Genomic DNA, 21,828 nt, shown 5'->3' with positions numbered 1-21,828 from the left:
GGGCGCTTCCGCCAGGCGGGTGCAGGGGTGCCATGACTTGCCCCGGAAACCGACGCTGGAGGGCGCAGCGGTGACTGGCCGGGTGTCTAAGCTGGGTGGCATGGCACGGCGATCATGGCTCGGTCTTGGCTCCCCGCGCAGTCTGGGCCGCCCTGGGCGCGAGGGCCTGGTGCTTTCCGGTGGTGGCTCCAAGGCGAGCTTCCAGCTGGGCGCCCTGCGCTACCTTTACGAGGTGGCGGGCATCAGCCCGGAGGTGATCGTCGGCACGTCCGCCGGATCGATCATCACCGCCCTGCTCGCCCAGTCCAGCGACCGCGACGTGCAGACCACCGCGGTGCGGGATCTCGAGCAGCTGTGGCTGGGCATGCACCGGCAGAGTGACATGTTCACCGAGCGCACCTGGTTTCGTCGTTTCCGGGCGCGCGGCCCCGAACTGTTGGCCCTGCTGCAGAGCCAGTCCGGACGCGACCAGGAGGCCAGGGAGCGTGGCTGGCTGGGTACCTCGCTTCCCAAGCTGCAGCTGCCCTTCACCCGCGGGGTGCACCTCGATCCCGAGGACGAGCCGCAGGAGTCCGACGAGGCCGAACCGCTGGACAGCGTCGAGGAGGCCCACGAGGAGCTCACCGGCCAGTTGGAGACCTTGGCCATGGCCACCCTGGACCCGACGGTGAACCGCCCCGACCTCAGCCCCGGTCAGGTGATGACCGTGCTGGCCGGGTTGAGCCGCATGAAGGGCGTCGGCAATGACCTGGGGATCATCCTGTCCGGCGCCGAACGCACCCGCTCGATGTACATTCCCGGGCCGATCCTGCGCGAGCTGCTGGGTGAAGGCGGGCTGTTCGACTCCTCGCGGGTGCCGACCTCGGGCGTCGTGGTGCGGATCGCGATGGTGGGGTTGGAATCGGGCGAGCTGCGCTTCATGCGTGAGGACGGCCGCCTGGTGGACCGCGACGACGTGCTGCAACCCGGTGAGGTCTACGACATCTCCCGGGGCGTGCTGGCCTCGTGCTCGATCCCGACGGTCTTCGCCCCGGTCCCGCTGGACGACGAGCACTTCGTCGACGGTGGCGTGCGCGAGAACCTGCCGGCCGAGATGGCGATCGGCCCGCTGGGCTGCACCACCACCTGGGTGGTGACCTCCAATGCCCCCGGCGTCCGACCCAGTGACAGCTACGCCAACAAGGACATGTTCGCCATCCTGATGCGCTCCACCGAGATCCAGTCCGACGAGTCCGAGCGCGACGAGGTGGCCTATGCCCGCAGTGCCGGTGCGATCGTCATCGAGCCGGAGTTCGACGTGCACGATGCGTTGACCATCGATCCGGGGCTGCTGCGCATCAACCGCGACTACGGCTGGATGCGCGCTGCCGAGACCCATCTGGGCGCCACCACCGCGGAGCAGGCCCTCACTCGCAGCATCATCACCGCCCGACGTCGCAGCTGGGAGCTGGAGCGCGACTACCTGGTCAACGACGGCCAGCTGGACGAGCGGGAGTTGCTGCTGTTGGCCCGGCTGAAGTTCGACCTTCGCGAGCAGGTGCCGAAGGTGCGCCCCGGGATCCTTCCCGAGGGTTCGCACCTGTGGTGGCAGCACTGGGAACCCCACTCCATGGATCCCCAGATGGATCCGCCGTGGATGGTGTGAACCCGGTTTCACGCACGTGCGCCTGTCGGGTGGCCCTGCCCCGGGTCGCTAGACTGGCCGATGCGCCCCTATAGCTCAGCCGGCAGAGCAGTGGACTTTTAATCCATGGGTCCTGGGTTCGATCCCCAGTGGGGGCACAGCTTCCGGGAGGTGCGATGACGGGTTTCCTGCTGGTCCTGGGCGTGGGCTTGGCGCTGTTGGCCGTGGCCGCTTGGCGGGACCGGCTTTCACGCCGCACCGCCCAGACCACCGTCGGGGCGCCGCTGGAGTGCTTGGAGCCGCCCTCGCTCGCCTCTCCCTCCGAAGCCCAGCGGGCCGCGCTGACGGACTTCTGTTCCCGCGCCCTGCGTCTTGATGCCCGGTTGGGCGATCCGCGCTTCGGTACCTGGGATGACCCGCCGACGCTGGAGCTGGCCCCGGCCGAGGTGCTCTGTTGCCCCGAGGGCGTCGGCAGCCAGCGGGAGTTGCTGCCCAGCATTGCCCGGGCGCGCGGCAACCAACGCCCCCTGCTGCTGGCCTGCCCCAGCCTGCCCGACGACCTGGTGGCGGTCCTGTCCGCGGGACGGGCCCGTCAGGTCTTCTGGCTTCGGGCTTCCGCCGCGGTGTGCGGCCAGATCGCCGAGGCCTGCGGCGGTGAGGTGGTCGGACGTGCCGATCTGCAGTCGGGCGCCGCGACGGCCGCACACGGCGAGCTGGCCCGCGTGGTGGCCACCGACGACGGGTGTTGGCTGGCCCGTGAGAGCTGAGCGTCGCCCCCGTCGCGGAACCGGGTTTTGAGCCCACGCCCCGAACCCCCTAGACTTGCCCGGTCGGGTCCCCATCGTCTAGCGGCCCAGGACACCGCCCTTTCAAGGCGGCAGCGCGGGTTCGAATCCCGTTGGGGATACAACACAGAAGAAGCCCCTGACCAGGCATGACGCCAAGTCAGGGGCTTCTTCGTTGTCCGGGACCAGTGGCCGCGGTACGCATTTGGTACGCATCAGCCGGGCCCGAGCAGAGCGTCGAGGCGGTCGACGGCCTCGTCTGCGAACAACCCGCCGTACCTCGTCAGGGTGAACGCTACCGAATTGTGGCCCGCCCATTCGGAGACTTCCCGCACATTGCATCCAGCCGCGACGAGGATCGCCACGAAGCTGTGCCGCAGCCCGTGGAAGGTGAAACCGTCCAGCCCTGCCGCGTGCACCGCCGGACGCCACACGTGCCGGCCGAAGGTCCCACGAAACAGCGGTCCCCCGTGCGTGCCGGTGAAGACCAGGTCATCGGCGCCGGGCCCGACGAAGGTGTCCAGGTGTTCCTCGATCCGACGCATGACCGCGCGCGCCACCGGGATGGAGAGCTTGGAACGTCGGGTCTTGGGCTCCTGGCCCAGGTGCACAACGCCATGCACCTCCACGGCGGTGTGCTCGACGATGATCCGCGAGCGCGTGGCGTCGATGTGCGAGCGGGTCAGGCCGACAGCCTCACCCCACCGAAGTCCCGCATACCCGCCGACCAGGACCAGAGCCTTGTAACTGGTCAGGCATGGCATCGACGAGTCGTTCCAGCTCGCGCTGGGTGAGGAAGTGGGGCGTCTTGGCCCGCTCGGTGGGGAGGTTCACGCGAATCGCAGCATTGAAGGAGATCCGCCGGTCGTCCACGGCTGCCTGCAGGCACTGGCGCAGGGCGAAGACAGCCTTGCGTACCGTAGCGGCAGAGTAGCCGTGACCCATGAGCTCCTGGACCCATTCGGCAATGCGCGCGCTGTTGATCCGTCGCAGGGGCACGTCACCGCACGTCGGCAGCACCTGCTTGGCCATGGTGGTCTCCAATCGCGCCCTAGTGGTCGGGCGAAGGTCGTGGCGGGTCTGCACCCAAGGCTCTGCCCACTGCCGAAACGGCATGTCACCGCGGCGAGGGTCGAGCCAGCGACCTTCCTGCAGCTGCATCTCGATCTCGGCTCGACGACGCTCGGCATCCAGGGCACGGACGAAGGACTCTGCGTGTTCCTGTCCGGCCCCGTCGCGATAGCGCACTCGATAGCGGACGGTTTTGCGGTCCTTGCCACCGACCGTGGTCGACGTGCGCTCCACACGATCTACGTAGGCCACGTCAGGCGACCTTGGCCACGTCGGCCCGGCCTTCCAACCAGGTGTTCACCTCAGCCAGACGAAAGCGGACGTGGCGTCCGACCTTGTAGCCGCGGGGCCCCTCGCCCCGGTAACGCCAGGCGTAGATGGTGGGCACCGGTACGCCGAGCAGGCGGGCCAGATCGTCGATGGTCAGCAGGGGTTCGATGGTGGTCGCGGACAGTCACACACAGCACCCACGCCTACGGCGATAACACTGACTAGCCGGAACGCCCTGATCCACTGTAAAAACCCATCAAGTAGATACGCTCCCACCGCGAAAACTTCACCTGACAAGTACAACAAAAGAGCCACAAGAGGCCATTTGACGCCAGCCAGCATCCTTGGACTCTTGGAGATAGCGCTCCACCCACTTGCCCCGGTCAGAATAATTGATAGTTTCTCTATCAACAACAACCCAGGGAATTTCGGGAAACTCTACTCCGCCTGGCATAGAAACGTTGAGGTCCGGGCGCAACTCGCGAACGGGACTGTGACCTATCGACAAGTAGGGCGTTAGATAGGCGTCGGCGACCACGCCCTCGCCTTGCGGGATCAAAGCACTCGCACACCGGGCATTGTCGGCTCGCTCTGCCTCCGATGCCGCGAAGAGGGCGCGTGGGAACCGAGCGCTCATGAGCGTCACGGCCAAACATCCCACCAGAACCATACTCCACAAGCGGGTAGAAATACGAGGATATCTGCACAATACGTCAATTACACCAGCAATCAAAATAACCGCTAGAAGCATATTATAATGGTACCCAAGACTGGAATACTCTGCCTGCGACGTAAGAGCACGCGAAGCGATATTTGGAACAACGGCCAAGATGAATGGCGAAAACGGTGCCAACAGACCGGTCCTCAACACGAGCACTCCCAACATAATGGAGAGCGACCCAGGATGGATCAGATTCGAGACGACGTTTTCCTGTAGAACATCCGGATCCATGGGGATCTTTCCTCCGTACGCCCAAGGCCCCCGGGCGAAGTAGGGAATAAAGACTCGCATACAAAGAATCGTCCACACAAATCCGCCAACGAATAGAATCCCACCAACCGATTTTCGATTCCGAACCCACGCAACCAGTCCCAATCCCATCACAATCAGCCCAGCGTCCTCCTTGGCAAGAAGAAAAAGCGAAGACCAAAGAATTAGAGACCTCATCCTATCCAGCAGCAGACTGCGGCAGGCAAGTGCCAGAATCGGCAAAGCAAGGGCTACCTCATGAAAGTCAAAGAATGCCCCGCCCTCAATGCCAGGAGAGACCCCAAACAACAGGCCGACTAAAATCCCGCCTGACAATGCCTTGGGCACACTCCAATCTGCGAGTTCACGGAGCGCTTCGCATCCCGTGAAACACAAAACAGCCGAAGCGACCCCAATAGCCACCGCCTGAACCCACAGGAGAGATAATGGAGTTGGCCATATCTTGTAGATCGGTCCAACGACTGCAATGATAGGATGGAAATGATCCCCCCAAAGAATATAGTCATTCCCTTTTACAGAAGACCGAGGCAGATTGCCATTAGCCATGGACTCCGCCGCCTGGGAAAAGATTGTTAAATCAATACCACTGCGAAAGTCCCTAAACAAGGCGTAGCTCACGTACGCCCACAGAGACGCAACCACAAGCATCACTGCCACTGCTGCAGCGGCGAATGCAAAGCGATACGATCGCGCTAACTCCCGAAGTCTGTAGCTCACTCCACTAGTATATCTTGCATGCGCCATTTATCGGCCACTGGCTTCAGCAAACCGAGACAGATCCGACTGGAGAGAAGTGATCTCCTTTCGATTATTTTCGATGTAACGCCTGACAGACAGCGACAACCATCCCCCGTAGCCAGCGGAGTTTCGTCCTAGTCGCACTCGACCCCGCTTTGCCCTTTCAAGGCGGCAGCGCGGGTTCGAATCGCGTTGGGGATACAGCGTTCAAGAAGCCCCTGACTGGCAGCCATGCCGGTCAGGGGTTTCTTCGATTCGCAGTGGTCCCGGATCAGCGCGCCGGGTAGGCCTTCGGCAGCCTCATGCCACGCTCGTCCATGACCTCGCGCAGCACGTCCGGGTAGTCCGTGATGAGACCATCGATCCCCATGTCCACCAGGGCTTCCATGGTTTCCCGGTCATTGCTGGTCCACGGAATCACCTTCAGCCCAAGCGCGTGGGCCTCGGCGACCATCTTCGGGGTGACGTAGAAGGCGAAGTCCGGATCGGAAACCTTCCCGTTCTGCGGCATCCCGTAGACCGGCGACAGCGCAGTGACACCGTCGATCGAGGCGGCTGCCTTCACGAAGTCTCCGCCGAAGTCATCGGCATCGATGCCGCCAAGCCACGGCGAGGCGCCCTCCTTGCCCACCTGCAGGAAGTCGTGGTTGGTCAGGGCGACCAGCGGCATGCGCGGGTTGATGCGGTGCATCTCCATCAGGGCACCCCAGTCGAAGCTCTGGACGGTCACCTGACGCTGCAGTCCCGACTTCACGATCTCGTCATTGACGGTGCGGACGAAGAACTCCCGCGGCGCGGTCTCGTGCGGCGCAGCGGCCTCCACCTTCGTCTCGACGTTGATCATGACTTGCCGGGCCTTGCGCTCCTTGACCAGTGCGAAGACATCCTTCAGCTCGATCATCGGGGCCGGGGTGGCCTTCTGCCTGTCGTATCCGGGCTTGGGCTGGTGTCCACACTCCAAGGTCTTGACCTGGGCCAGCGTCAGGTTGGTGATGAACTTCCCGACGTAGGGGAACTCGGGGTCGCCCGCGAAGGCGGGTGCCGTGTCGCGACAGACGTTGCCGTTGATCTTGCGGTCATGGGTGACGACGACCTTGCCATCCTCGGTGACCTGGGTGTCGAGCTCGAGCGTGCTGACGCCAAGCTCCAGGGCTGCGGAGAAGCTGGCGATCGATGACTCCGTGTTCAGCCCAATGCCTCCGCGATGAGCCTGCAGGTCGAAGTGGGTCTTGGTTGGTGCCAGATGACGCGCGGCCGGAGTGGGCTTGTCCTTCGGCGCGGCGGTGGACGGGGTGGGGGCTGCGAGGAGGCCCGCGGCCAGGGCGGCGGCCGAGAGGGCCGCGGTGAGGGTGTGCTTCAGCATGCGGCCAGCACAGCAGAGCCAGTCACTGACTCGCTGCCCCCACAACCGTGTGGGAGCAACAGTTCGGTGAGGATTCACGGGCTGATCACCCGAGGCTTCTCCATCTTGGGCAGGCAGCACCCCTGGTGAATCGCGAAGTGCCCCGCGCCACGAGGGGCGCGGGGCACTTCACCACACGAGGGCGGGCACTCAGTTGTCGTCGCCCAGGGCGGCGGCGGTGGCACCGGTGAGCACACCCATGCCAACCACGAGGGCGGAGACGCCGTAGGCCAGCACCGAGGTGAACAGCGAGGCCTTCACGAAGTTCGCCTGCATCACCTGCTCGCGGGGGCCGGCCAGAGCCTCGGCCTTCTCGGTGTCACCGGACTGGGCTGCGGACATGTACTCCTCGCTCAGCTCGGCGAAGGTCTTGCCCCCACCGATGTGCTCGGCGTGGGAACCGACCACGTTCGCCTGCTCGAAGGCGGTGATCGGACCGGCGACGGGCTTGCCACCCAGCTTCTGCGAGTCGGGGTGGACGGTGATCTTCTGGTCCTGCAGCTGCTTGGTGATGGTGTACCAGGCAGCGGCGCCGCTGCCCACCAGGACGGGGCTGGCGACGGACAGGACGGTGCGGGCGAGACGGTTGCTCATGGGATCTCCTTCAAAGGGTCGGACACCCAGAACAAGTTGAAAGATCATCCATTTATTCCCCGGAAGTGAACCACTGAAGGAACACCCGGCGCCTGCAGATCAAAACCCCTAGTCAGCGAAGTTTGGAAAGTTTTTCGGCTCTCGATTTCACTTTTGCCCAGAGTTCACGCTATATTTTTCGAGCTGCCTGAAACGGGCAGCCGGCCGGATCAGGAATGATCCGCAGGGCCGCAAGGCCCCGTAGCGCAGTTGGTTAGCGCGCCGCCCTGTCACGGCGGAGGTCGCGGGTTCGAGTCCCGTCGGGGTCGCAAAGCGGTGATGTTCGCATCACCGTTTTTGTGTTGGAGACAGCTTCCACCTGTTTCCAGCCACTTGGCCAGGTAGCTCAGCTGGTAGCAGCGTTCGCCTGAAAAGTGAAAGGTCACCGGTTCGATCCCGGTCCTGGCCACCATTCAACCCGCTCTTTCGCCAGAGCGGGTTTTTTGGTGCCCGAGGGCCCCTCGACAGGCTCGGGGAACGTCCCATGGGGGCTCGGGGAACGGAGACCCCCTCGACAAGCTCGGGGAACGTAGTTTTGCGGGCTCGGGAAACGTCTTTTGACGGGGCTCAGGCGTAGGCGGCCAGCCAGCGGGCAACCTCGTCGAAGTAGATCTTGCGCACCGCGGCGGCGCTCAGGGCCAGGTCGTGCAGACCGTCCGCGATCCGTACCAGGGTGACGTGGTCACCCAACTTCATCGAACGCGCCGCGATCTTCTCCACGTCCAGCACCGCATCGGCCTTCTTGAGCGCCTCGTCCCAGGTGCGCCTGAAATCGCTCCGGGCGCTGGTGAGCACCAACACCGGCACGTCGATCCCCAGGCCCTCTGCGACGCGGTCATGGCCCTCCAGGATGGCTGCCAGCCACCCCACGCGCACCTGGAAGTCGTTGACGCCCTTGAGCTCCTGCACCATCTCCCATTCTCCGCCCAGCGCCGCGTCGATCGTGCGGGCATAGAAGCCGTTGTTGGGAATCGGGATGACGGTGGTCGGATAGCTGCTGCTGAGGCGCTGCAGGACGGGTGCGGTGACCGCACGCAGCAGCGGCGAACCCTGCAGGTCGAGCCACGGGGAGTTGAGCACCAGCGCGTCGATCTCGCCGCGACGAGCATCGGCCCACAACGCGGCCACCAGGCCGCCGGTGGAATGACCCATCACCGTGATCGAGTCATGGCTGGCACGCAGCACCTCAAGGGCGACGTCGAGCTCCTGGTGGTACTCGTCCAGGTCGGTGATGAAACCCGGCAGCTGTCCCTCGCGCAGGCTGCGGCCATAGCGACGCAGGTCGACGGCATAGAAGTCGAAACCCATCTGGCTGACCTCGTCAGCAAGATGGGTCTGGAAGAAGTAGTCATTCCACCCGTGGACGTACAGCAATGCCTTGCGACGGGTGGGTTTGTTGCGACGAACGAGGGTACCAACCAGCACTTCCGCTGCCTCGGGCTCACCCTGGGCGGGCACAGCGAGAGGCAGCGGGAGTGTCAGCTGCTGGTATCCGGGCAGGAGGCTGTCAGCACCCCATTGCCGGACGGATTCGTCAGGCATCGCGAACCGTCATCAGACGGCTCGTCGAGGATCCTCATCGTCGCCGTCGACGTCATAGTCGTTGTAGGCGGCAGCAAGATCCGCGTACGGGTCATCCACCTCATCCTCATGACGGTTCGACGATCGCCTGATCCCGAGCTCTCGCTCGAGGGATGCCACATCCATGTTGACCGGGCGATACTTCAGATCCCTTGCAACCTTGGTCTGCTTCGCCTTTGCACGGCCGCGCCCCATATCGGGTCGACCCCCTCGCTCTGTCCCTCGCGGTTGTACCGCGGCAATGTGTGTGTAACTTTCGTGACACACAGGCTACCGAACTATCCGATGCCAGCCAAAAGGGATCACCGTGGGCGCGTCCCACCCCACTGGGTGGGTCAGCCTGCGACGGGGTGCTCCCCCTGCATGACCACACGCTCCTGGCCGCCCTCGGACTGCTCGACGCGGCCGAGCTCCCAGTTCTCCACTCCACGCGCCTCCAGCGCCGCCCGGGCCGCGTCCACGGCCGCCTCGGGCAGGATCGCCACCATGCCGACGCCCATGTTCAGCGTCGCCTCGATGTCGGCCTGGCTGACCTTGCCCACCTGCTGCACCAGCTGGAAGATCGCCGGAGGCGTCCAGGACGCACGGTTCAGGGTGGCGGTGAGGTGATCGGGCATCACGCGGGCCAGGTTGTTGGCCAGGCCACCGCCGGTGATGTGGCTCATGGCGTGGATCTCGGCCTTCTCGATCAGGTCGAGCACGTCCTTGGCGTAGACCTTGGTGGGCACCAGCATGGCCTCACCCAGCGTGCCGCCCAGTTCGGGCACCTCGCGGTCGAGCTGCCAGCCGGCCTCCTCCAGCAGCACGTGACGCACCAGCGAGTAGCCATTGGAGTGCAGGCCCGAGGCGGCCATGGCGAGCACCACGTCGCCGGCCTGGATGCGGTCGGCGCCCAGGATCTTGCTGCGCTCCACCACGCCGGTGGTCGCGCCGGCGATGTCGTACTCGTCGGGGCCCAGCAGACCGGGATGCTCGGCCGTCTCGCCACCCAGCAGCGCGCACCCGGCCACCTCGGCGGCCGCGGCGATGCCCTTCACGATGCTCGCGATGCGCTCGGGGACGACCTTGCCGCAGGCGATGTAGTCGGTGACGAAGAGCGGCTCGGCGCCGCAGACCACCAGGTCGTCGACGAGCATGCCCATCAGGTCGAAGCCGATGGTGTCGTGCTTGTCCATGGCCTGGGCGATGGCGACCTTGGTCCCCACACCGTCGGTGGAGGTGGCCAGCACCGGGTGCTCGTAGTCCTTGAAGGCGCTGGCGTCGAAGAAGCCGGCGAAGCCACCCAGGCCACCGAGCACCTCGGGGCGCTTGGTGCGGGCCACGTGGGCCTTCATCAGCTCGACGGCGCGGTCACCGGCCTCGATGTCGACTCCGGCACGGGCGTAGGCGGACTGGCTCATCGGCTTTCCTTCTTCCTCAGGGGCGCATTGCGGAGGTCTTCCAGCGGGAGGTCCTGCGGGCCGACCGGGTACTGGCCGTCGAAGCAGGCACGGCACAGGTTGTCCTTCTTGACGTGGGTGGCCTTGACCAGGCCGTCCATGGAGATGTGCCCCAGGGAATCGGCGCCGATCGCCTTGGCGACCTCGTCGATGTCCATGCTGGGAGCAATCAGCTCCTCGCGGGTTGCGAAGTCGATGCCGTAGAAGCACGGCCACTCCACCGGCGGGGCCGAGATGCGCACGTGCACCTCCTTGGCACCGGCCTGGCGCAGCATCGCGACCACCTGGCGCTGGGTGTTGCCCCGCACGATGGTGTCGTCGACCACCACCAGACGCTTGCCGCGCACCACGTCGGGCAGCGGGTTCAGCTTCATGCGGATGCCCATCTGGCGCATCGCATTGGACGGCTGGATGAAGGTGCGGCCCACATAGGCATTGCGCACCAGACCCAGGCCGTAGGGAATCCCGGACCCGGCCGCGAAACCAATGGCGGCAGGAATGCCCGACTCGGGAGTGGGGATCACCAGATCGGCATCGGCCGGGCACTCCTTGGCCAGCAGCTTGCCGATCTTGACGCGCATGTTGTGCACGCGACGGCCGGTGAGCACCGTGTCGGGACGGGAGAGGTAGACGTACTCGAACAGGCAGTGCTTGGGCGCGGCCTCGGCGAAACGACGCGAACGGATCGTCCCGTCGGATTCCACCACGATCAGTTCGCCGGGCTCCACGTCGCGCAGGTGGGTGGCGCCAACGATGTCGAGGGCGGCGGTCTCCGAGGCCACCACCACGCCGCCGCTGGACAGCTGGCCGATCGACAAGGGACGGATCCCCTGCGGATCGCGCGCCGCGTACAGGGTGGTCTCGTCCATGAAGGTGAGGCAGAAGGCGCCGCGCAGCTTGGGCAGCACCTCCAGGGCCGCCTCCTCCAGCGAGCGATCCTCGTAGCTGGCCAGCAGCGCCGACAGGATCATGGTGTCGGAGGAGGAATCCATCTGCTCCTTGTGCGGCACCTTGCCCTCACCGATGCGCTCCCCCAGCAGGGCCTCGAGCTCATGGGTGTTGGTGAGGTTGCCGTTGTGGCACAGGGCAAGCGAACCCTCGTGCATGGCGGCCAGGGTCGGCTGGGCATTGCCCCACACGCTGGCGCCGGTGGTCGAGTAGCGGGTGTGTCCCACGGCAAGGTTGCCCACCAGGGTCTTGAGCGTGGGCTCGTCGAAGACCTGGCTCACCAGGCCCATGTCCTTGAAGACCATGATCCGCTGGTCATTGCTGACCGCGATGCCCGCCGACTCCTGCCCTCGGTGCTGGAGAGCGAAGAGCCCGAAGTAGGTGAGCCTGGCCACCTCCTCGCCGGGCGCCTGGACTCCAAACACGCCGCAGGCGTCTTGGGGCCCCCGGTCGTTCGGGTCCAGTTCGTGGGTGAGCAGTCCGTCGGGGCGAAGTGGCACGGAGCCACCCTATCGTGACCGTGGCCTGTGCACCCACGGGCAGCCGTCCGAGGCGTGCCGCCCTCAGCCGCGGGTCAGCAGCGAGGCCAGCACCTGGTCGAGCGTGGCGAGCGCCTCGCCCTGCTGAAGGTGCCCCGAGAGCAGGTGCACCGTCACCCCGTCGAACTGCGCCTGGAGGGTTCTGGCCGCGTGGGCCGGCGAGTCCACGGTCAGCCGCCCCGATTGCTGCATCAGCTCGAAGAAGCGAACCAGGGCGGCGAAGAGTTCCGCGTAGACGAGTGCGCTGGCACCCGATCCCTGGTGCATCCCGGCCCCCAGGAAGGCGAACCAGACCTGCGAGAGCTGCTGTGACTCGGCATCCAGCGGCAGGCCCGCGCGCAGCAGCGCCCGCAGCATCTCCACCGGATCGGAGGATTCGGGGACGGCCTCCAATCGGCGCTCGAAGTCGCTGCGCACCCGATCACTGACCAGCGCGACGATGTCGGCGTGGGTGGGCAGGTAGTGCCGCACCGCCCCGGCCGACCAGCCGCTGGCGGCGGCCAGATTGCGCACCGAGAGGGCCGCGACCCCACGAGCGGCCACCAGCTCGATCCCCGCCCGGGCCAGCTCGTCGCGGCGCGCGTCATGGTCGACGATGCGTGGCATGCCACCCTCCCCTCATCCAGTTGTCGTCCACGATTCATTTTTAGCACACCTGTGTTGCCAAGCTTCGCCGAGGGCCCTACTCTCATATCAACACACCTGTGCTTTTTAACGAGAGGACGCGACGATGAACCCCTGGGCCGCGCTGGCGATCGCCAGCCTCTTCGAGGTGGGCTTCACCACCTGCCTCAAACTCGAACAACGCAACAAGGACTGGGGCTGGGGCTTCCTCGCCTGCGCCGTGATCAGCTTCGGCTTCCTGGAGCAGGCCATTCGCACCATCCCCATCGGCACCGCCTACGCCGTGTGGACGGGCCTGGGCGCAGTCGGAACCCTGGGCGTCGGCGCCGTCTTCTTCGGTGAACGTCTGCGACCCCGGGCGCTGGCCCTGGTGGGGGTCATCATCGCCCTGGTCGTGGCCCTGAAGGTGATCTCGTGAAGGGCTGGGCGTGGGTGCTGGTGGCCGGCCTCTTCGAAGTGGGCTTCACCACGGCCCTGAAGCTCCAGCAGAGTGACCCGCGCTGGCAGCTGCCCTTCATCCTCTGCGCCGTCGCCAGCTTCGAGTGCCTGGCCCGGGGCATCCGAACCCTGCCGATCGGTCTGGCCTACGCGGTGTGGACCGGCATGGGAACCGTGGGGGCGGCGGCGGTGGGCATCATCGGATTCGGCGACTCCGCCCACCCACTGCGCATCGCGGTGGTCGCGGCGCTGGTCGCCGCCCTGGTGGCGCTCAAGCTGGTCACCGGCGACGAGAGCGCCACACCGCGAGCGTCTGCTCCACGTCCAAGCGGCCCGTGATGATGGTCCGGCCGGCGATGGGCGTCAGGTTGGTCTGCTTGATCCGCTCGTTGAGGTCCTCGACGATGGCCCGTGCCGTCTCCTCGTCGCGGACGTCTGCCAAGGTCTGCTGGATGTCCTGCTTCTCGCGCCGCACCGCCAGCGGCCCGGGCATCGCGCCGCGCAGGTCTTCCTTCTCGAGCTTCTGCCGCGCCCACCAGTCCGGATCGTCGGGCCGCCCCAAGCCGCGCAAGGGCTTGCCCTCGCCGGGCAGGTTGCTGAATTCGCCCCGCTCGGTGGCCTCGCGGATCTGCCGATCGATCCAGCTCTCGAAGACCACCGGACGACTCCGTGGGCGCTGCTCCTCATCGGAACCGGTCATGGGGCAAGCCTAGACACGTAGCCCACCTCTCCTGGCCTCATGCAGCGTGCCTGCCGACCCACCCCAGAAATGCGGCGGGCCCGCCGGCAGAATGCCGACGGGCCGATGCTCGTCGCCCTCCACGTCCCCCGACGCCTGGAGCGCGACTGTTGCGCAATGCCCTGGACGTCCCCCGACATCCTTGGGCGGTGGCCCTGACTTCCCCCGAAGCCCTGACCGAAGTGCCTTCCCCCGAAGGCGATGGCCTCTTCCCCCGAAGAGACCCGCAGGTGCGGATCCCCCGATCCGTCCCTGCGATGCCCCTACGTTCCCGCACCAAGGGGTTGAACGGAAGTTAACACTGAACAGGCGCCATGGCTGTTCAGCTGACCCAAAGGAAAGGCCCTGGCGCTGTCCCCCGATCAGGGGACAGCGCCAGGGCGTCATGCCACTGGGTGGCAGGTCCGGGCCCTGCTCAGCGCGCCATCCGGGCCAACAGCAGCGCCTCGGCCAGGCAGGCCTTGTTGAGGTCGTCCAGGCTCTGCGACTCGTCGATGCCGTGGGGGCGGCCATCCGGATCGGCGACGGCGGTGACCAGCACCTGCGCCTGGGGGAAGGCCCGCTGGAAGTCCGAGATCATCGGGATGGAACCACCGCAGCCCACCTGCACCGGCTCGGTTCCGTCCCAGGCGTCGCGGAAGGCCGCGCGGGCCGTCTCTGCCAACTCGCCCTCGAAGGGGACGATGCCGGGGTCACCGGTCTCGCCGCGGGTCACGCTGACCTGCGCTCCCCACGGGACGTTCTGCTCCAGGTGGGCCACCAGGGCATCCAGCGCCGAGGCGGCGTCGTCGCCCGGGGCCACGCGCAGGCTCACCTTGGCCCGCGCCACCGGCGCCAGCGTGTTGGAGGCATCCGCGACGCTGGTGCAGTCGATCGCCAGCACCGTGCAGGCCGGCTTGTTCCACAACCGCGAGACCGCAGAACCGTCGCCGATCCACTCCACGCCGTCCAGCACGCCGGACTCGGCGCGCAGGCGATCCTCCGGGTAGTCCAGATCGGGGGCCGGGGAGGTCTTGAGACCCTTGATGGCCACATTGCCCTTCTCGTCGTGCAGGGTGGCCAGCAGACGGCACATGGTGGTCAGCGCGTCGGGCACGACCCCACCGAAACCACCGGAGTGCAGGGCGTGGTCCAGCGTGCGCAGCTCCACCACGCAGTCGGCCACGCCACGCAGGGTGGTGGTGAAGGAGGGCTGCCCGGCCTCCCAGTTGGTGGCGTCGCAGATCACGAAGACGTCGCTGACCAGTTCGTCGTGGTACTTCTCGATCAGGCGGGCCAGGCTCGGGGAGCCGATCTCCTCCTCACCCTCGATGAACAGGGTCACGCCCACCGGGGGCTTCCCGTCGAAGGCGCGCAGCGCGCCCAGGTGCACCGAGATGCCGGCCTTGTCGTCATTCGAGCCGCGGCCGTAGAGCCGGCCATCACGCTCCACCAGCTGGAAGGGCGGGGTGCTCCACAGCTCCGGATCGCCGGTGGGCTGCACGTCGTGGTGCGAATACAGGCAGATGGTCGGCTGGCCCTCGGGCGCGGGGAAATGGGCGATCACCGCGGGGTGGCCGTCCTCGGCCACCACCTTCACGTCGGGGCAACCGATCTGGCGCAGCTTCTCGGCCACCAGCTCGGCGCTGCGGCGCACCTGGTCGGACTTCTCCGGCAGGGAACTCACCGACTCGATGGCGACCAATTCGGCAAGGTCGTCACGCACACTGGGCAGGACGGAGGAGACAGCAGAACGAACAGCGGCATCATCGAGGCTCATGCCTTGATGCTAGCGACCCTCCCCCGCCAACGACACGGGCCCCGACGGCCAAGGGTCCGCTTCCTCCAGCTGGGCGGCCAGACGCAACAAGACCTCCTCGCGTCCCAGCCGGCCGGTCAGCATCACCCCGATGGGCAGCTCAACGCCGTCGACCACCTCGCGGTACAGCGGAAGGCTGATCGAGGGACGACCGCACAGGTTCGCGGTGCTGGTCCACGGCGTGAAACGGGTCTGGCCCCAGAAGTCCTGCTCCGGATCGGCATCATCGCGCAAGCCACCCACTGGCGACGGGGGCTGCGCCAAGGTCGGGGTGAGCACCACGTCGAAGTCCTGCCATGCCAACGCCGCCTCGCGCGTCAGCTGCTGAGCCGCACCGATGGCCGTGGCATGCCGCAGCCCGGTCACCTCCCGCCCCAACTCGCGCAGCCAGCGGGTCAGCGGCCGCAACCGCTGCTCCTGATCCGGGGGCACCGGCGCCGACAGCGCCATCACCGACCACAGGTCGATGAAGGTCGCCCACTTCTGGGCCGCATAGGGTGCCGGCGCCTCGCCCAACCGGTGACCCAAGGATTCCAGCAGCCGCACCGCGTGGTCGACGGCACGCAGACAGGCCGGGTGGACGGGTGCGTCCACGTTGGTGGGCGTGGTCAGCACCCCGATCCGCAGCGATGGCGGCGGTTGCTCCACCGCTGTCAGGAAGTCGCTGGCGGGATCGGGAAGCAGGAAACCGTCCCCTGGCCAGTGCGGGCGCAAGACGTCCAGGCCCGCGGCCGTGTCGCGCACCGTGCGGGTGAGCACCCCGTGGGTGGCCAGCGCCACCCCATCGGTGCCGTGCGGCCCCGGCGAGACCCGTCCCCGGGACGGTTTCAGCCCCACCAGACCACAGGCGCTGGCGGGGATGCGAATGGAACCACCACCGTCGCTGCCATGGGCGATGGGCACGATGCCCGCAGCGACGGCGGCCGCCGCACCACCCGACGAACCACCGGCCGAGCGCGTCAGGTCCCAGGGGGTGCGGGCCGCTGGGGCGCCCTCGGGTTCGGTGTAGCAGGGCAGGCCGAACTCGGGGGTGGCGGTCTTGCCCACCATCACCGTCCCCGCCTCGTGCAGCAGGGTGGTGATTCCGTCGTCAATCGGAGCCAGCTGCCCGCGCATCACCACAGAGCCGGCCTCGAAGGGCAGCCCCTTGACCATGGTCAGGTCCTTGACCGGGCAGGGAACCCCGCGCAGCGGCCCGTCCGCTGCCAGGTCTGGTCGGGCATCCAGCGTTGCCGCCCGCCCCAGCGCGTGCTCGTGCGCCAGGTGACTGAAGGCACCCACCCGGGGCGAGAGGTCCTCGGCGCGCTCCAGGGTGTGCACGGCAATCTCCAGCGCACTGAGCTCGCGACGCCGCACTGCGTCGGCCAGCTCGAGCGCAGCCAGCTCATGGATCTGCGTCATGGTGGCGACGCTAGCGCGTGACGGGGCAGGCCGCAGCACCTCCAACCCGCGGAAAGGGGCTGCCCTTCGGCGTCGCGGCATGGAAGGATGCAGGCATATCACCACCCAGATCCGAAAGGCATTCCATGTCTGTGCTCTCCGCCGTCGAAATGGCCCCACGCGACCCGATCCTGGGCCTCACCGAAGCCTTCCAGGCGGACACCAACCCCAAGAAGGTCAATCTGGGTGTGGGCGTCTACCAGGACGAGACGGGCAAGCTGCCGGTGCTGCAGTGCGTGCGCGCCGTCGAGCAGCAGATGGGCCAGGACCCCAAGCCCCGCGGCTACCTGCCGATCGACGGGCTGAAGACCTTCACCGGCGCCGTCGCCGAGTTGGTGCACGGCCCCGAGGCCGCCGCCTCCGGGAAGCTGGTCACGGTCCAGACGCTCTCGGGCACCGGCGCCCTACGCGTGGCCGGTGACTTCCTGCTGCCGCTGTCGAACGGCAAGCTGCTGCTCAGCGACCCCTCGTGGGAGAACCACCGCGCCGTCTTCACCCGCAGCGGCTTCGAGGTGGGCGAGTACCGCTACAAGGCCGCCGACGACGGCCTGGACTTCGACGGCCTGGTGGAAGACCTCAAGGCAGCCCAGAAGGGCACCGTCGTCGTGCTGCACGCCTGCTGCCACAACCCCACCGGCTATGACCTGTCCGACGAGCAGTGGGACACCGTCGTGCAGCTGGTCACCGACGGCGAGCTGATCCCGCTGGTCGACATGGCCTATCAGGGCTTCGCCGAAGGGCCGGAGCAGGACGTCAAGGCGATCAAGAAGTTCGTCGCGACGGGGCGCCCCGTGCTCAACACCGTGAGCTTCGCCAAGAACATGGGCCTCTACGGCGAGCGCGTCGGCGCCCTGCAGGTGACCTGCACCGACGCCGACGAGGCAGCCCGCGTGCTGAGCCAGCTGAAGGTGCTGATCCGCACCATGGTCTCCTCCTCGCCCACCCACGGCGCGGCCGTCGTCGCCGCGGTGCTGGGCGACGGCCAGCTGAAGGCCCAGTGGATCGACGAGCTGGCCGCGATGCGTGACCGGATCAAGCAGATGCGTCGACGCTTGGTGGACGGACTGGTCGCCGCCGGGGTGACCGCAGCCAACGGCAAGAAGGACATGGACTTCATCGCCGAGCAGGCGGGCATGTTCAGCTACACCGGGCTCACCCAGGAGCAGATGGTGCAGCTGCGTGAGAAGTGGGGCGTCTACGGCACCGACAAGGGCCGCATCTGCGTCGCGGCGCTCAATGACTCGAACATCGACTACGTGTGCGAGGCCATCGCCGACGTGATCTGACCCAGGACGGCGCCAGCTCGACAAGTGGGGAGGATTTCCACCGACATCGGTGGAAATCCTCCCCACTTCTCGTGGTTGTCCACAGATGTGGCTGAGCCCATTGCCCAATTCCCCCACCGCGGTGACGCTGGCCGCATGCACGCCCGCCACCAGCCCAGCCCGCACCTGCAGGGTCTGCTGCGCGCGCAGGGCGGTGTCATCAGCCGAGACCAGGCGCTGCGGTTGATGCCTGAGCGCACCATCCAGCGGTTGGTCGACACCGGGCAGTGGCACCGGATCGCGCCGGGTCTCTACACCGACCTGCCCGAACTCGACTTCACCGGGCGCGCCTGGGCCGGCGTCCTTGGCGCCGGGGACGGGGCGATGCTCGGCGAGCACGCCGCAGCCCACCGTTTGGGCATCGGCCCCGAACCCGAGGACGACCTGGTGGTGCTGGTGCCGCACGGGGCACGTCGCGGCCAGGTTCCCGGCTGTCGGGTGCTCCGTCGACGAAGCCTGCCCGCCCCGCGCGGGCTGCTCCCCACGACCCCGGTGGAGTGGACCGTCATCGACCTGTGCGTCGCCGAACCCGAGCGCAGCGTCGCCTGGGTGACCGACGCCCTGCGCCTTCGAAAGACCACCCCCGAACGGCTGCTGCGGGTGCTGGAGCAAAGACCCAGACTGACGGGTGGAGGCCACGTGCGCCCCTTGCTCACCACCCTGCTGCGGGACGCGGCGGGGCTCGAGTCGACCCTGGAGCATCGCTATGCCATTGCCGTCGAACAGGCCCATGGCCTGCCGCGGGGCCGGCGGCAGTTCCGGCGAGGGTCGGCGCGGCACGACGTGCGTTACGACCGCTTCGTCGTGGAACTGGACGGACGGCTGGGCCACGAGGACGCCCGGTCACGGTTTCGAGACCTCTCCCGCGACAACGAGTCACTCCTCGACGGCCTGCCGACGCTGCGCTACGGACACCACGACTGCTGGCACCGTCCCTGTGAGGTGGCGCACCAGGTGGCGCGCATGTTCCTGATCACGGGCGAGCAGTGCGACGCCCACGCCTGCCCCACTTGCGCCGCCTCGGGGCTGTGGGGCTGAACACAACGAGAAGTGGGGAGGATTTCCACCGATGTCGGTGGAAATCCTCCCCACTTCGGGGCTACAGGTGCCTCAGGCGTCCATCACGGACGGAATCGTGGCCTCCCAGGCCTCGCGGATCTGCTCCAGCGGCAGGGTGAACTGGCCCTGGATCTCCAGCTCGGCGACGCCGGTGACCTCACCCAGGCGGGTGAGCGGGACGTCGTGCTCCTGGCACAGCTCCTTGAAGCGGCTCAGGGAACTGGCGGGCAGGCTCACCAGGGCACGAGCCGCCGTCTCGCTGAACAGCTGGACGCACGGATCACCCTCGGGCAGCGTCAGGGCGACGCCCAGGTTCTTGCGCAGCGCGCTCTCCACGAGCGCCTGGGCCAGACCACCGTCGGCCAGGTCGTGGGCGCTGCTGAGCAGGCCCTCCTTGCTCGCGGCGATCATCACGGCCGCCAGCGCCTTCTCGGCGGCGAAGTCCACCTGCGGAGGACGGCCGCCCAGGTGGTCGTCGTGCATGACCTGCGCCCAGACCGAACCGCTCATCTCCTCCTTGGTGGTGCCCAGCAGGAAGACGCCGTCGCCGGTGTGGGTGAAGCCCATCGGGATGCGCTTGGTGACGTCGTCGATCACGCCCAGCATGCCGACCACCGGGGTGGGAAGGATGTTGGTGCCGTCGGTCTGGTTGTAGAAGCTGACATTGCCGCCGGTGACCGGGGTGCCCAGCTCCTGACAGCCGTCCACCAGACCCTTGATGGCCTCCTGGAACTGCCACATCACCTCGGGGTCCTCGGGGGAACCGAAGTTCAGGCAGTCGGTGATCGCAACCGGCTCGGCACCGCCCACGGCCACATTGCGGTAGCTCTCGCACAGGGCCAGCTGCGCGCCCTGGTAGGGATCCAGGTAGGCGAAGCGGCCATTGCAGTCGGTGGAGAGGCTGATGCCCAGGTTGGTCTTCTCGTCGATGCGCAGCATGCCGGAGTCCTCCGGCTGGGCCAGCACCGAGTTGCCGCGCACGTAGCGGTCGTACTGGTTGGTCACCCAGGACTTGTCGCACAGGTTGGGGCTGGCCACCATGGCCATCAGGGTCTGGGCCAGTTCGTCACCGGTGGCGGCGCGAGGCAGCTGGTTCGCGTCGTCGGCGTTCACCTGGTCGATCCAGTCCGGGCGCGCGATGGGCCGGTTGTAGGTGGGGCCCTCGTGGGCGACGGTCTTGGGGTCGACGTCGACGATGGTCTCGCCGTGCCAGGTGATGATGAGGCGGTCGCCCTCGGTGACCTCGCCCACCACGGTGGCCAGCACGTCCCACTTGGCGCAGATCTCCATGAAGCGGTCGACCTTGTCGGGCTCCACGACGGCCATCATGCGCTCCTGCGACTCGCTCATGAGGATCTCCTCGGGCGAGAGGGTGGAGTCGCGCAGCGGAACCACGTCGAGTTCGACGTTCATGCCGCCGTCGCCGGCGCTGGCCAGCTCGCTGGTGGCACAGCTGATGCCGGCCGCACCGAAGTCCTGCAGGCCATTGATCAGGTCCTCGGCGAAGAGCTCCAGGGTGCACTCGATGAGCAGCTTCTCCATGAAGGGGTCGCCCACCTGGACGCTGGGGCGCTTGACCGGGCCGTCGGCGTCGAAGGTCTCCGAGGCGAGGATGGAGGCGCCGCCGATGCCGTCGCCGCCGGTGGCCGCGCCGTACATGATCACCTTGTTGCCGGCACCGGTGGCCTTGGCGCGTCGCAGGTCCTCATGACGCATGAGGCCGACGCACAGGGCGTTGACCAGCGGGTTGCCGTAGTAGGTCTTGTCGAAGACCACCTCGCCGCCGATGTTCGGCAGGCCCAGGCAGTTGCCGTAGCCGCCGATGCCGGAGACGATGCCGGGCATGACGCGCTTGGTGTCGGGGGCCTCCAGCGGCCCGAAGCGCAGCGGGTCCATCACGCCGATCGGGCGGGCACCCATGGCGAGGATGTCGCGCACGATGCCGCCAACGCCGGTCGCGGCGCCCTGGTAGGGCTCCACATAGGACGGGTGGTTGTGGCTCTCCGCCTTGAAGGTGACGGCATAGCCCTGACCGATGTCCACCGCGCCGGCGTTGTCGCCGATGCCGGCCAGCAGCGGCCCGCGCGGGGTGTTCTGGTCGAGCACGCTGAAGCGCTTCAGGTGCACCTTGGAGGACTTGTAGGAGCAGTGTTCGCTCCACATCACCGAATACATCGCCAGCTCGGCGCCAGTGGGGCGTCGGCCCAGGATCTGGCGGATCGAGTCGTACTCGTCCTGCTTCAGACCCAGCTCTGCCCAAGGCTGCTGGACGTCGGGAGTGTTGACGGCATTTTCTACGGTGTCGGCCACGAACACAATCTAGCGTCTTCGGCGCCGACGGGCGCAGTCGCAGCCCTCGTGTGCCGCGAACAGCGCCGGACAGT

At 67.0% G+C, this 21,828-nt stretch carries 21 protein-coding genes and 4 tRNA genes; 10 read left to right on the top strand and 15 right to left on the bottom strand.

Annotation, left to right across the window (positions count from 1 at the left end):
* Positions 1-100: 100 nt before the first annotated feature.
* From ACOAMO_RS08205 to ACOAMO_RS08190, 4 genes are all read left to right on the top strand, one after another.
* Entirely contained in the window at positions 101-1,645 is a 1,545-nt protein-coding gene (locus tag ACOAMO_RS08205) for a patatin-like phospholipase family protein (protein WP_420174320.1), read from the top strand.
* A gap of 64 nt (positions 1,646-1,709) precedes the next feature.
* Positions 1,710-1,782, top strand: a tRNA-Lys gene (locus ACOAMO_RS08200).
* Positions 1,783-1,800: 18 nt separating this feature from the next.
* Complete coding sequence (locus ACOAMO_RS08195) at positions 1,801-2,391, top strand: hypothetical protein (protein WP_420174319.1); 591 nt, start codon at positions 1,801-1,803, stop codon at positions 2,389-2,391.
* A gap of 67 nt (positions 2,392-2,458) precedes the next feature.
* Positions 2,459-2,531, top strand: a tRNA-Glu gene (locus ACOAMO_RS08190).
* Between the two features lie 93 nt (positions 2,532-2,624).
* Here ACOAMO_RS08190 and ACOAMO_RS08185 read toward each other — a convergent pair.
* From ACOAMO_RS08185 to ACOAMO_RS08160, 6 genes are all read right to left on the bottom strand, one after another.
* Entirely contained in the window at positions 2,625-3,173 is a 549-nt protein-coding gene (locus ACOAMO_RS08185; protein WP_420174318.1) for a tyrosine-type recombinase/integrase, read from the bottom strand.
* Complete coding sequence (locus ACOAMO_RS08180; RefSeq protein ID WP_420174317.1) at positions 3,106-3,732, bottom strand: hypothetical protein; 627 nt, start codon at positions 3,730-3,732, stop codon at positions 3,106-3,108. The genes ACOAMO_RS08185 and ACOAMO_RS08180 overlap by 68 nt, the downstream gene beginning before the upstream one ends.
* 1 nt (position 3,733) lies before the next feature.
* The gene (locus ACOAMO_RS08175) at positions 3,734-3,901 is read right to left on the bottom strand and encodes a helix-turn-helix transcriptional regulator (protein ID WP_420176990.1); all 168 of its coding nucleotides are present in this window, start codon (positions 3,899-3,901) and stop codon (positions 3,734-3,736) included.
* Positions 3,902-4,036: 135 nt separating this feature from the next.
* On the bottom strand, positions 4,037-5,458 hold the full coding sequence (locus ACOAMO_RS08170; RefSeq protein ID WP_420174316.1) for a DUF2079 domain-containing protein: 1,422 nt from the start codon (positions 5,456-5,458) through the stop codon (positions 4,037-4,039).
* 292 nt (positions 5,459-5,750) lie between these two features.
* The gene (locus ACOAMO_RS08165) at positions 5,751-6,842 is read right to left on the bottom strand and encodes a glycerophosphodiester phosphodiesterase family protein (protein ID WP_420174315.1); all 1,092 of its coding nucleotides are present in this window, start codon (positions 6,840-6,842) and stop codon (positions 5,751-5,753) included.
* A 189-nt stretch (positions 6,843-7,031) separates the two neighbouring features.
* Complete coding sequence (locus ACOAMO_RS08160; RefSeq protein WP_420174314.1) at positions 7,032-7,475, bottom strand: hypothetical protein; 444 nt, start codon at positions 7,473-7,475, stop codon at positions 7,032-7,034.
* 234 nt (positions 7,476-7,709) lie between these two features.
* Between ACOAMO_RS08160 and ACOAMO_RS08155 the strand changes: the two genes are divergently transcribed.
* Both ACOAMO_RS08155 and ACOAMO_RS08150 read left to right on the top strand, forming a co-directional pair.
* A tRNA-Asp gene (locus tag ACOAMO_RS08155) sits at positions 7,710-7,783 on the top strand.
* 66 nt (positions 7,784-7,849) lie between these two features.
* Positions 7,850-7,926 (top strand) — tRNA-Phe (locus ACOAMO_RS08150).
* 155 nt (positions 7,927-8,081) lie between these two features.
* On the opposite strand, the gene ACOAMO_RS08145 is transcribed toward ACOAMO_RS08150, so the two are convergent.
* The 5 genes from ACOAMO_RS08145 to ACOAMO_RS08125 all read right to left on the bottom strand — a co-directional run bounded on the left by ACOAMO_RS08145 (position 8,082) and on the right by ACOAMO_RS08125 (position 12,627).
* Entirely contained in the window at positions 8,082-9,056 is a 975-nt protein-coding gene (locus tag ACOAMO_RS08145) for an alpha/beta hydrolase (RefSeq protein WP_420174313.1), read from the bottom strand.
* A gap of 12 nt (positions 9,057-9,068) precedes the next feature.
* Positions 9,069-9,290 (bottom strand): DUF3073 domain-containing protein, encoded by a 222-nt coding sequence (locus ACOAMO_RS08140; protein ID WP_420174312.1) that lies wholly within the window; start codon positions 9,288-9,290, stop codon positions 9,069-9,071.
* 140 nt (positions 9,291-9,430) lie between these two features.
* On the bottom strand, positions 9,431-10,495 hold the full coding sequence (purM, locus tag ACOAMO_RS08135; RefSeq protein WP_420174311.1) for a phosphoribosylformylglycinamidine cyclo-ligase: 1,065 nt from the start codon (positions 10,493-10,495) through the stop codon (positions 9,431-9,433).
* Entirely contained in the window at positions 10,492-11,982 is a 1,491-nt protein-coding gene (gene purF, locus ACOAMO_RS08130) for an amidophosphoribosyltransferase (RefSeq protein WP_420174310.1), read from the bottom strand. Before purF ends, purM begins: the two co-directional genes overlap by 4 nt.
* 63 nt (positions 11,983-12,045) lie before the next feature.
* Entirely contained in the window at positions 12,046-12,627 is a 582-nt protein-coding gene (locus ACOAMO_RS08125) for a TetR/AcrR family transcriptional regulator (protein WP_420174309.1), read from the bottom strand.
* Between the two features lie 124 nt (positions 12,628-12,751).
* Here ACOAMO_RS08125 and ACOAMO_RS08120 point away from each other — a divergent pair, with 124 nt between their 5' ends.
* Together ACOAMO_RS08120 and ACOAMO_RS08115 are read left to right on the top strand one after the other, a co-directional pair.
* Entirely contained in the window at positions 12,752-13,063 is a 312-nt protein-coding gene (locus tag ACOAMO_RS08120) for a DMT family transporter (protein WP_420174308.1), read from the top strand.
* Positions 13,060-13,422: a DMT family transporter gene (locus ACOAMO_RS08115; RefSeq protein ID WP_420174307.1), complete on the top strand. Its 363-nt coding sequence runs from the start codon at positions 13,060-13,062 to the stop codon at positions 13,420-13,422. The genes ACOAMO_RS08120 and ACOAMO_RS08115 overlap by 4 nt, the downstream gene beginning before the upstream one ends.
* Here the strand turns inward: ACOAMO_RS08115 and ACOAMO_RS08110 are convergent.
* The 3 genes from ACOAMO_RS08110 to ACOAMO_RS08100 all read right to left on the bottom strand — a co-directional run bounded on the left by ACOAMO_RS08110 (position 13,364) and on the right by ACOAMO_RS08100 (position 17,021).
* Complete coding sequence (locus ACOAMO_RS08110) at positions 13,364-13,783, bottom strand: DUF1992 domain-containing protein (RefSeq protein WP_420174306.1); 420 nt, start codon at positions 13,781-13,783, stop codon at positions 13,364-13,366. The genes ACOAMO_RS08115 and ACOAMO_RS08110 overlap by 59 nt on opposite strands.
* 454 nt (positions 13,784-14,237) lie before the next feature.
* Positions 14,238-15,581, bottom strand: a complete 1,344-nt coding sequence (locus ACOAMO_RS08105) for a dipeptidase (RefSeq protein WP_420174305.1) — start codon at positions 15,579-15,581, stop codon at positions 14,238-14,240.
* Positions 15,582-15,590: 9 nt separating this feature from the next.
* Positions 15,591-17,021, bottom strand: coding sequence for an amidase (locus tag ACOAMO_RS08100; protein WP_420174304.1), 1,431 nt, complete (start codon positions 17,019-17,021; stop codon positions 15,591-15,593).
* 125 nt (positions 17,022-17,146) lie between these two features.
* On the opposite strand from ACOAMO_RS08100, the gene ACOAMO_RS08095 reads away from it, so the two are divergent.
* Complete coding sequence (locus ACOAMO_RS08095) at positions 17,147-18,346, top strand: amino acid aminotransferase (protein ID WP_420174303.1); 1,200 nt, start codon at positions 17,147-17,149, stop codon at positions 18,344-18,346.
* 135 nt (positions 18,347-18,481) lie between these two features.
* The gene (locus ACOAMO_RS08090; protein ID WP_420174302.1) at positions 18,482-19,423 is read left to right on the top strand and encodes a hypothetical protein; all 942 of its coding nucleotides are present in this window, start codon (positions 18,482-18,484) and stop codon (positions 19,421-19,423) included.
* Positions 19,424-19,495: 72 nt separating this feature from the next.
* Here ACOAMO_RS08090 and purL read toward each other — a convergent pair whose 3' ends face one another.
* Positions 19,496-21,754: a phosphoribosylformylglycinamidine synthase subunit PurL gene (gene purL, locus ACOAMO_RS08085; RefSeq protein ID WP_420174301.1), complete on the bottom strand. Its 2,259-nt coding sequence runs from the start codon at positions 21,752-21,754 to the stop codon at positions 19,496-19,498.
* Between the last annotated feature and the right edge of the window lie 74 nt (positions 21,755-21,828).

It is taken from the genome of Luteococcus struthionis, assembly GCF_048595755.1.
In the GTDB taxonomy this organism is placed as follows: domain Bacteria; phylum Actinomycetota; class Actinomycetes; order Propionibacteriales; family Propionibacteriaceae; genus Luteococcus.
The sequence above is the reverse complement of the archived record's forward strand: the minus strand, read 5'-3'. Positions and strand labels throughout refer to the sequence as shown.

Bases quoted from the DNA above. Each gene is read 5' to 3' on its own strand.
- ACOAMO_RS08205 (WP_420174320.1), top strand. From the start codon at position 101: ATGGCACGGCGATCATGGCTCGGTCTTGGCTCCCCGCGCAGTCTGGGC.
- ACOAMO_RS08195 (WP_420174319.1), top strand. From the start codon at position 1,801: ATGACGGGTTTCCTGCTGGTCCTGGGCGTGGGCTTGGCGCTGTTGGCC.
- ACOAMO_RS08185 (WP_420174318.1), bottom strand. From the start codon at position 3,173: ATGCCATGCCTGACCAGTTACAAGGCTCTGGTCCTGGTCGGCGGGTAT.
- ACOAMO_RS08165 (WP_420174315.1), bottom strand. From the start codon at position 6,842: ATGCTGAAGCACACCCTCACCGCGGCCCTCTCGGCCGCCGCCCTGGCC.
- ACOAMO_RS08160 (WP_420174314.1), bottom strand. From the start codon at position 7,475: ATGAGCAACCGTCTCGCCCGCACCGTCCTGTCCGTCGCCAGCCCCGTC.
- ACOAMO_RS08145 (WP_420174313.1), bottom strand. From the start codon at position 9,056: ATGCCTGACGAATCCGTCCGGCAATGGGGTGCTGACAGCCTCCTGCCC.
- ACOAMO_RS08140 (WP_420174312.1), bottom strand. From the start codon at position 9,290: ATGGGGCGCGGCCGTGCAAAGGCGAAGCAGACCAAGGTTGCAAGGGAT.
- purM (WP_420174311.1), bottom strand. From the start codon at position 10,495: ATGAGCCAGTCCGCCTACGCCCGTGCCGGAGTCGACATCGAGGCCGGT.
- ACOAMO_RS08125 (WP_420174309.1), bottom strand. From the start codon at position 12,627: ATGCCACGCATCGTCGACCATGACGCGCGCCGCGACGAGCTGGCCCGG.
- ACOAMO_RS08120 (WP_420174308.1), top strand. From the start codon at position 12,752: ATGAACCCCTGGGCCGCGCTGGCGATCGCCAGCCTCTTCGAGGTGGGC.
- ACOAMO_RS08110 (WP_420174306.1), bottom strand. From the start codon at position 13,783: ATGACCGGTTCCGATGAGGAGCAGCGCCCACGGAGTCGTCCGGTGGTC.
- ACOAMO_RS08105 (WP_420174305.1), bottom strand. From the start codon at position 15,581: ATGAGCCTCGATGATGCCGCTGTTCGTTCTGCTGTCTCCTCCGTCCTG.
- ACOAMO_RS08100 (WP_420174304.1), bottom strand. From the start codon at position 17,021: ATGACGCAGATCCATGAGCTGGCTGCGCTCGAGCTGGCCGACGCAGTG.
- ACOAMO_RS08095 (WP_420174303.1), top strand. From the start codon at position 17,147: ATGTCTGTGCTCTCCGCCGTCGAAATGGCCCCACGCGACCCGATCCTG.
- ACOAMO_RS08090 (WP_420174302.1), top strand. From the start codon at position 18,482: ATGCACGCCCGCCACCAGCCCAGCCCGCACCTGCAGGGTCTGCTGCGC.